This window comes from Zavarzinia sp., from assembly GCF_041650655.1.
GTDB lineage: Bacteria > Pseudomonadota > Alphaproteobacteria > Zavarziniales > Zavarziniaceae > Zavarzinia.
Genome location: NZ_JBAZKR010000019.1, coordinates 46,226 through 53,400, shown reverse-complemented (window position 1 = coordinate 53,400; position 7,175 = coordinate 46,226). Strand labels below are relative to the sequence as shown.

General features: G+C 68.5%; 7 protein-coding genes. 4 read left to right on the top strand and 3 right to left on the bottom strand.

Annotated features, from left to right (window positions below; translation table 11 throughout):
* Both bioA and bioB read right to left on the bottom strand, forming a co-directional pair.
* Positions 1-930, bottom strand: a 930-nt coding sequence (bioA, locus tag WC493_RS06385) for an adenosylmethionine--8-amino-7-oxononanoate transaminase (RefSeq protein WP_373063700.1), incomplete at its 3' end; no start/stop codon positions are given.
* A gap of 4 nt (positions 931-934) precedes the next feature.
* Positions 935-1,966, bottom strand: coding sequence for a biotin synthase BioB (gene bioB / locus WC493_RS06380; protein ID WP_373063698.1), 1,032 nt, complete (start codon positions 1,964-1,966; stop codon positions 935-937).
* Between the two features lie 199 nt (positions 1,967-2,165).
* Here bioB and WC493_RS06375 point away from each other — a divergent pair, with 199 nt between their 5' ends.
* The 4 genes from WC493_RS06375 (at position 2,166) to WC493_RS06360 (ending at position 6,656) form a co-directional block, all read left to right on the top strand.
* Entirely contained in the window at positions 2,166-3,311 is a 1,146-nt protein-coding gene (locus WC493_RS06375) for an aminotransferase class I/II-fold pyridoxal phosphate-dependent enzyme (RefSeq protein WP_373063696.1), read from the top strand.
* Positions 3,308-4,024: a dethiobiotin synthase gene (gene bioD / locus WC493_RS06370; RefSeq protein WP_373063694.1), complete on the top strand. Its 717-nt coding sequence runs from the start codon at positions 3,308-3,310 to the stop codon at positions 4,022-4,024. Before WC493_RS06375 ends, bioD begins: the two co-directional genes overlap by 4 nt.
* A gap of 45 nt (positions 4,025-4,069) precedes the next feature.
* On the top strand, positions 4,070-4,657 hold the full coding sequence (locus tag WC493_RS06365; protein ID WP_373063692.1) for a GcrA family cell cycle regulator: 588 nt from the start codon (positions 4,070-4,072) through the stop codon (positions 4,655-4,657).
* Positions 4,658-4,847: 190 nt separating this feature from the next.
* Positions 4,848-6,656 carry a PAS domain-containing protein gene (locus WC493_RS06360; RefSeq protein ID WP_373063690.1) on the top strand — a complete coding sequence of 603 codons (1,809 nt, stop codon included), beginning with the start codon at positions 4,848-4,850 and terminating at the stop codon, positions 6,654-6,656.
* On the opposite strand, the gene WC493_RS06355 is transcribed toward WC493_RS06360, so the two are convergent.
* On the bottom strand, positions 6,653-7,168 hold the full coding sequence (locus tag WC493_RS06355; RefSeq protein WP_373063688.1) for an N-acetyltransferase family protein: 516 nt from the start codon (positions 7,166-7,168) through the stop codon (positions 6,653-6,655). The genes WC493_RS06360 and WC493_RS06355 overlap by 4 nt on opposite strands.
* Positions 7,169-7,175 lie beyond the last annotated feature (7 nt).

Here is a 7,175-nt window from a genome sequence, read left to right as displayed (position 1 = left end):
GCCCATATAGGTCGGCCCATGCATCAGCGCGGCCGTGGCCCGGTCGTCCCAGAAGGCTTCGAACACGCGGGTGGTGGCGATGGTCGCGGCCAGCGCCATGGTGCCGCCGGTCAATGCCTTGGACAGGGTCACGATGTCGGGCACCACATCCGCCGCCTCGCAGGCGAACATCGTGCCGGTGCGCCCGAAGCCGACGAAGATCTCGTCGAAAATCAGCAGGGCACCGATCCGGTCCGCCGCCCGGCGGAGCCGCGCCAGCACCTCCGGCCCATGCATCTTCATGCCGCCGGCGCCCTGCACCAGGGGCTCGACCAGGATCGCCGCGATGCGCTCGCCATGGGCATCGAGGAAGGCGTCGAAACCTTCGGCCTTTTCCTCGTCGGTCGGCAGGTCGACCACGAAATGCTGGGGCAGCAGGCCGGTGAAGAGGGAATGCATGCCCTCGTCCGGGTCGCAGACCGCCATGGTACCGATGGTGTCGCCGTGATAGCCGTGGCGGAAGGACAGGAACTTGTCCCGCCCGTGCAGGCCCCGGTTCAGGAAATACTGCATCGCCATCTTCATGGCGACTTCGACCGAGACCGAACCCGAGTCCGAGAAGAACACGCGGGAGAGATCGCCCGGCAGCAGGTCGGCCAGGCGGGCGGCCAGGCGGAGCGCCGGCTCCTGCACCAGGCCGCCGAACATGACATGGGGCAGGGCGGCCAATTGCGCCTCGGCCGCGGCGCGGATATGGGGGTGGTTATAGCCGTGGCAGGCGGTCCACCAGGAGGCGATGCCGTCGATCAGCTCCCGCCCGTCGGCCAGGCGGATGCGCGTGCCTTCGGTCGACACCACCGGCAGCGGCGGCGTCACCGTCTTCATCTGGGTATAGGGCAGCCAGACGTGCCCGTAGCCGGCCGAATACCAGCCGGGAACGTCAGCGCTCACGGGATCACTCGGCGGCGTCGGCCCGGGGGGCGGCCTCGCAGGGGGCCGCCATCGGGCGAATCCCTAAGCGCTCGAACAGGCGGCGGTCCTTTTCCTGGGCCGGGTTTTCGGTCGTCAGCAGCTTGGGGCCGATGAAGATCGAATTGGCGCCGGCCAGGAAGCACAGGGCCTGCATCTCGTCCGACATATGCTCGCGCCCGGCCGAGAGGCGGACCATGGAGGCGGGCATCAGGATCTTGGCGACCGCGATGGTGCGGACGAAATCGATCGGGTCGAGATCGGCCTCGTTGCCGAGCTGGGTGCCCTCGACCTTCACGAGAAGGTTGATCGGCACGCTTTCCGGATGCTCCGGCAGGTTGGCCAGGGTGAGCAGCAGGCCGGCGCGGTCGTCCAGATCCTCGCCCATGCCGACGATGCCGCCGCAGCAGACGTTGATTCCGGCGTCGCGCACATTGGCCAGCGTGTCCAGCCGGTCCTGATAGGTCCGGGTGGTGATGATCTCGGAATAGAATTCCGGCGAAGTGTCGAGATTGTGGTTGTAGTAGTCGAGCCCGGCGTCCTTCAGGCGCTGGGCCTGCACGGCGTTCAGCATGCCGAGGGTGACGCAGGTCTCCAGCCCCATGGACTTCACGCCGCGCACCATCTCGATCACCTGGTCGAGGTCGTGGTCCTTCGGGCTCCGCCAGGCGGCACCCATGCAATAGCGGCTGGCGCCGGCTTCCTTGGCGCGCTTGGCCTCTTCGAGCACGGCGCCGACCGCCATCAGCTTGGAGGCCTTGAGGCCGGTATCGAATTTGGACGACTGCGGGCAATAACCGCAATCCTCGGGGCAGCCGCCGGTCTTGATCGAAAGAAGCGTCGACATCTGCACGTCGTTGGCGTCGAAGAAGCGGCGATGCGCGGTCTGCGCCTCGAAGATCAGGTCGGCGAAGGGCTTGCGGAACAGGGCCTCGACTTCCTCGCGGCGCCAATCGTGGCGGAGCCCCGGGGCCCCGGCGGCGGAAGCGGTGGAAGTGGTGGCGGTGATCTCGGTCATGGGCGACCCAATCCTCGGCAACAGTCGAGACGTCGATCGACGGCGACGGCCGACGATCCTCAGCAGGTTAGCGCCGCAGACTATGCCGCTTTGCGGCGAGGTCAATAGCAGGATGGACTAGGTCCCTAGACCAGCAGGGGATTGACCCCCGCGTCGATTGGCGCCAGTGTGCGCCGCCCCTCAGGGAACACCATTCGCCATGCAGTCTCTCGATGCCTTTGCGGCGGCCAAACTGGCCGACTTGGACGCCCGTCACCAGCGGCGCACCCTGGTCGCCACGGCGCGCCTCGACGGGCCGCTGGTCAGTCGCGGCGGGCGGCAGTACGTCTCCTTTTCCTGCAACGACTACCTGAATTTCGCCACCGATCCGCGCCTGAAGGCGGCGGCGATCCGCGCGGTCGAAGAGCATGGCACGGGCGCCGGGGCCTCCCGCCTGATCACCGGCAACCACCCGCTGATCGAGGAACTGGAAGTGCGCTTGGCCCGGCTCAAGGGTACGGAAGCCTGCTGCGTTTTCGGTTCGGGCTATCTCGCCAATGTCGGCATCATCCCGACACTGGCCGGGCGCGACTGCCTCGTCGTGGTCGACGAGCTCGCGCACAACTGCATCAATGCCGGCGCCAGCATGGCCCAGGGCCAGGTCACTGTGTTCCAGCACAACGATCTCGACCATCTGGCCGCGATCCTGGCGGCCGAACGGGCGAAATTCGCCCATGTCCTGGTCGTCACGGACGGCGTCTTCTCGATGGACGGCGACCTCGCCCCCCTCGCTGAGATGGGCGAGCTCTGCGCCCGCCACGACGCTTGGCTGATGGCGGACGACGCCCACGGCATCGGCGTGCTGGGCGGCGGGCGCGGCTCGGCCCATGTCGGCGGGACCGCCGCGGTGCCGCTGCAGATGGGCACGCTGTCGAAGGCGATCGGTTCCTACGGCGCCTATCTCTGCGCCTCGCAGCCGGTGATCGACCTGATGAAGACGCGCGCCCGGACGGTGGTCTATTCGACCGGCCTGCCGCCGGCTGCCGTGGGCGCCGCGATCGAAGCCCTGAACATCATCGAGAACGAGCCCGACTATATCGAGTTGCCGGTCGCCAAGGCGCGGCGCTTCTGCCGCGCCCTGAACCTGCCCGCGGCCGAGAGCCCGATCGTGCCGATCATCGTCGGAACCGAGACCCGTGCCCTCGACGCCCAGCGCCTGCTGGCCGAACAGGGCTTCCTGGTCGCCGCGATCCGGCCCCCGACCGTGCCGGCCGGGACTTCGCGCCTGCGTTTCGCCTTCACGGCGCGCCATACCGATGCCGATGTCGACCGCGTCGCGAGCGTATTGCGGGAACGCGTATTGTGACGCGCTGCCTCTTCGTTTCCTCGCCCGGCACGGAAATCGGCAAGACCCTGGTCACCGCCTCGCTCGCCCACCAGCTCCGCGGGGCGAACGCCCGTATCCTGAAGCCGGTGGTCAGCGGCTACGAGCCCGAGACGGCGGCGGAGTCCGACCCCGGCCTGATCCTGGCCGCGCAGGACCGCGCGGTCGGCGAAGCGGCAGTCGCCGAAATCGCGCCCTGGCGCTTCAGGACGCCCGTCGCCCCCGATCTCGCCGCCCGCATCGAGGGCAAGGCGATGACTGCGGCCGAGATCGCCGCCTTCTGCATGAAGGCGGCGGAAGGGGCTGATTTCCTGGTCGTCGAAGGGGCCGGCGGCATCATGGCGCCGATCGCCGAGCGCGAGACTTTCCTCGACGTGCTGGCGCTCACCCGCTGGCCCGTGCTGCTGGTGGCCGGTTCCTATCTCGGCACGCTCAGCCATATTTTCACGGCCGTGGAGACGATCCGCGGGCGCGGCCTGACGGTCGCCGGCATCGTGATCAGCGAGAGCGTCGAGAAGTCGCAGGCGATCCCGGAGCTGCTCCGCTCGATCGCCGCATTTCTGCCGGAATTGCCGGTTTGTGTCGTGCCCCGGCTGGCGGGACCGCGGCCTTGGGCCCTGGCCCCTCCGATGACACAATTTCTTGTGGGTAAGTCATCATCTGGTGTGGCGCCAAAAGCGCCTGCCGAGATATAGTGTTTTTGTAGCGGTCAACGCCGTTTAGTGGGAGAGAGGACAACGATGTCCTGGACCGATGAGCGCATCGCCACCCTGCGCGAACTGTGGGAGCAGGGCCTCAGCGCCAGCCAGATCGCCGGCAAGCTCGGCAACATCACGCGCAATGCCGTGATCGGCAAGGTCCACCGTCTGGGCCTGTCCGGCCGGCCGAGCCCCGTGCGTGCCGAACGTCCGGCGGCCCCGGTCGCTGCCGCCCCGGCGCCGGCCCCGAAGCCGGCCGAACCCGTACGCGCCGCGGTGGCGCCGGCCCCGCGGCCGGTCCGTCTGGTCGGCACCCCGGTGGAGGCGGTCTCGGCCGTTCCCCGTGCGGCTGTCGCCAAGCCGGCGTCCGCGCCGGTGCCGGCCAACACCGAGGCGGAACCGATGGTCCGCGCCTCGCTGCTTTCGATCAACGATCGCATGTGCAAATGGCCGGTCGGCGACCCGGGCGAAGCCGGCTTCCACTTCTGCGGCCGCCGCGCCCAGACCGGAATGCCCTATTGCCAGGATCACGCCCGCATCGCCTATCAGGCGGCCACGCCCAAGGCGCGCGAGAAGCGCGACCGGGACCGGGAACGCGAGCGCGAGCGCCTGCTGCGCAGCCTGTCGTAATCCAAGAAACGGGGCCTTCGGGCCCCGTTTCGCTTTCGGCGCGACGGGCAGCTTAACCTTGTCTTGAGGGATATCGTGCCATTTTGGGGGCATGTCGAAACCAGTCGCCGAGTCGCTGATCTCCCCCCGACTGCGCCATCGCTTGGCGGAGATCGAAAACCTCGTTGCCCAAGAGGGTGACGGTATATTGGTGTGCGAAGCGGGAGACCTCGATCCGCCGTTTCCGCGCATCGTCTTCGCCAACGAGGCCATGGCCCGCCTGACCGGCTACGACCAGCGGGAATTGGAGGGTCAGACGCCGCGCCTGTTCCAGGGGGCGTCGACGGATCCGGAAACCAGGGCCGGGATCCGCAAAGCCCTCGCCGGCAAGCGCAAGCACCGGGCCGAAGTGCTGAATTATGCCAAGGACGGCCAGACCTATTGGGTCGAGATGGACGTCGTGCCGGTGGTCGATCCCGATTCCGGCCACCTGTTCTTCGTCTCTTTCGAGCGCGACATCACGCGCTGGAAGCGGCTGGAAGCCGAATTGTCCGAAGCCAACGAACGGGCCGACCGGGCGACGCGGGGGCGGAACGACTTCATCGCGACGGCGATCCGGGAATTGCGCTTGTCGGTGGGCAGCCTGCTAGGCCATCTCGAACTGCTCGAGCAGGGCGAAATGACAGCGCTACAGCCGCCGCTGATCGCCGCTTCCCTGCGCAATGCCCACAATCTGGCCGACCGGCTGGACGACATTCTGGATCTGGACCGGGTGGACGCCGGGGCCACGGACCCGGGTCAGGTACAGAGCCTCAATCTGCGGGATTTCGTGGCCGACATCGATCTGCTCTTCGGTGCCGTGGCCAATCGCTCCGGCCTGCATTTCGAGACTGTCTTGGGGGGCGGCCTGCCGACGACGGTCGACGTCGACATCCCGCACCTGCGACAGCTCGTCACCTGCCTGGTGCGTGACGCCATGCGCCGGACCGAAACGGGGGGCATCGCCGTGGTCCTGGAAGGCTGTGGCGAAGGGCGGTTGCAGGTGGCGGTGCACGACAGCGGCGCCACGCGCGACGAGGATTCCCTCGGGGTCGGTGTCGCGCGGCGCATCGCCGGGACACTGGGGACCGGCCTCGGGATCGACCTCGCCCCGGGCGAAGGTCTCTCCTGTTGGATCGATCTGGCCGCTCCGGGGGCGAGCGCCGCGGCCGATCCGCGGGGGTTTGCCGAGTGGCGGCAGGCGATGCGGGCCGGGGCGCAAATCGCACTCCCGAAACGAAGCCAGGTCCTGCGCGTCGAAAAGGGCGAGCCGGTCAGGGTGCTGGTCGCGGATTCCGACCCGATGGAGCGGGCCACCCTGGCGCGCCAGCTCCAGTCGCTCGGGGCGCGCGTGGACATCGTCGCCAACGGCGCCCAGGCGCTGATCATGGCGACGGCCGAGACGCCCTACGACTTGGTGCTGTTCGACATCGGCCTGCCCATTGTCGCAGGTGGCGATCTGGTGCGTGGCCTGCGCGCCCATGAGGAGCTTCATGGCCTGCCGCGCGTCCAGGCCGTCGCCCTGGCCGACGAGACGGAGAAGGCCGAGGGGGCCGGGGCCGACCTGGTCCTGCTGCGGCCGGTCGGCCTCGGCCAGTTGGTCGATCTGCTGAACACGGGCGACGAAGCGCCTTCCGATCAACCGGCGATCGACCTGGCGGTCCTGAAGGCACGGCTCGACATTGCCGATTCCTTCGACCTCGCATCGGTCCTGGCGGTCTTCGCCGAAAAGCTCGACGATCTCGAGCGGGGCCTGGCCAGGGCGATCGCCCGGCGCGACGCAGAGACGGCCAACGACCTGCTGCACGCCCTCACGGCCGAGGCCGATTGGGCGGTGGCCCAGCCGCTGCAGGCCGCAGTCTCTCGCTGCCGCCTCGCGGTCGGCAACAACGATTGGGATTTCGCCGATCGCAGCCTGCAACGGTTGGCGTCCGAAACGCTGCGCATTCGCGCCGTGCTGGACGGTATGCTGGGGGCCTAGCGATCCGGCTGTTCGCGCGCGTCCAGCCGGAGTTCCAGGAAGGCGAGGTCGAGCCAGCGCCCGAACTTGGCGCCGACCTGGTGCAGCAGGCCGGCATGTTCGAAGCCGAGCGCCTTGTGGAGGGCGATCGAGGTTTCGTTGCCGGCCTCGATCCCCGCCACCATGACATGCTTGCCGAGCGCCCGCGCCCGCTCGATCAGGGCGATCATCAGGGCGCGGCCGATGCCGCGGCCGCGGGCGTCGGCGGCGACATAGACCGAATGTTCGACCGTGTGGCGATAGCCGTCGAAGGCGCGCCAGTCGCCGAAACTGGCATAGCCGAGCACGGCGCCGCCGTCGTCGACCGCGACCAGCACGGGATAGCCGGCCAGGCGCCGGGCTTCGAGCCAAGCCGCCCGGTTGGCGGCATCGACCAGGGTCTCGTTCCAGATCGCCGTCGAATGGGCGACGGCGTCGTTGTAGATCGCCAGGATGCCCTCGACATCCCCGGGCCCGGCGTCGCGAATCTGCATGTCGATC

Bases quoted from the DNA above. Each gene is read 5' to 3' on its own strand.
- WC493_RS06365 (WP_373063692.1), top strand. From the start codon at position 4,070: ATGTCCTGGACCGATGAGCGCATCGCCACCCTGCGCGAACTGTGGGAG.
- bioB (WP_373063698.1), bottom strand. From the start codon at position 1,966: ATGACCGAGATCACCGCCACCACTTCCACCGCTTCCGCCGCCGGGGCC.
- WC493_RS06355 (WP_373063688.1), bottom strand. From the start codon at position 7,168: ATGCAGATTCGCGACGCCGGGCCCGGGGATGTCGAGGGCATCCTGGCG.
- WC493_RS06375 (WP_373063696.1), top strand. From the start codon at position 2,166: ATGCAGTCTCTCGATGCCTTTGCGGCGGCCAAACTGGCCGACTTGGAC.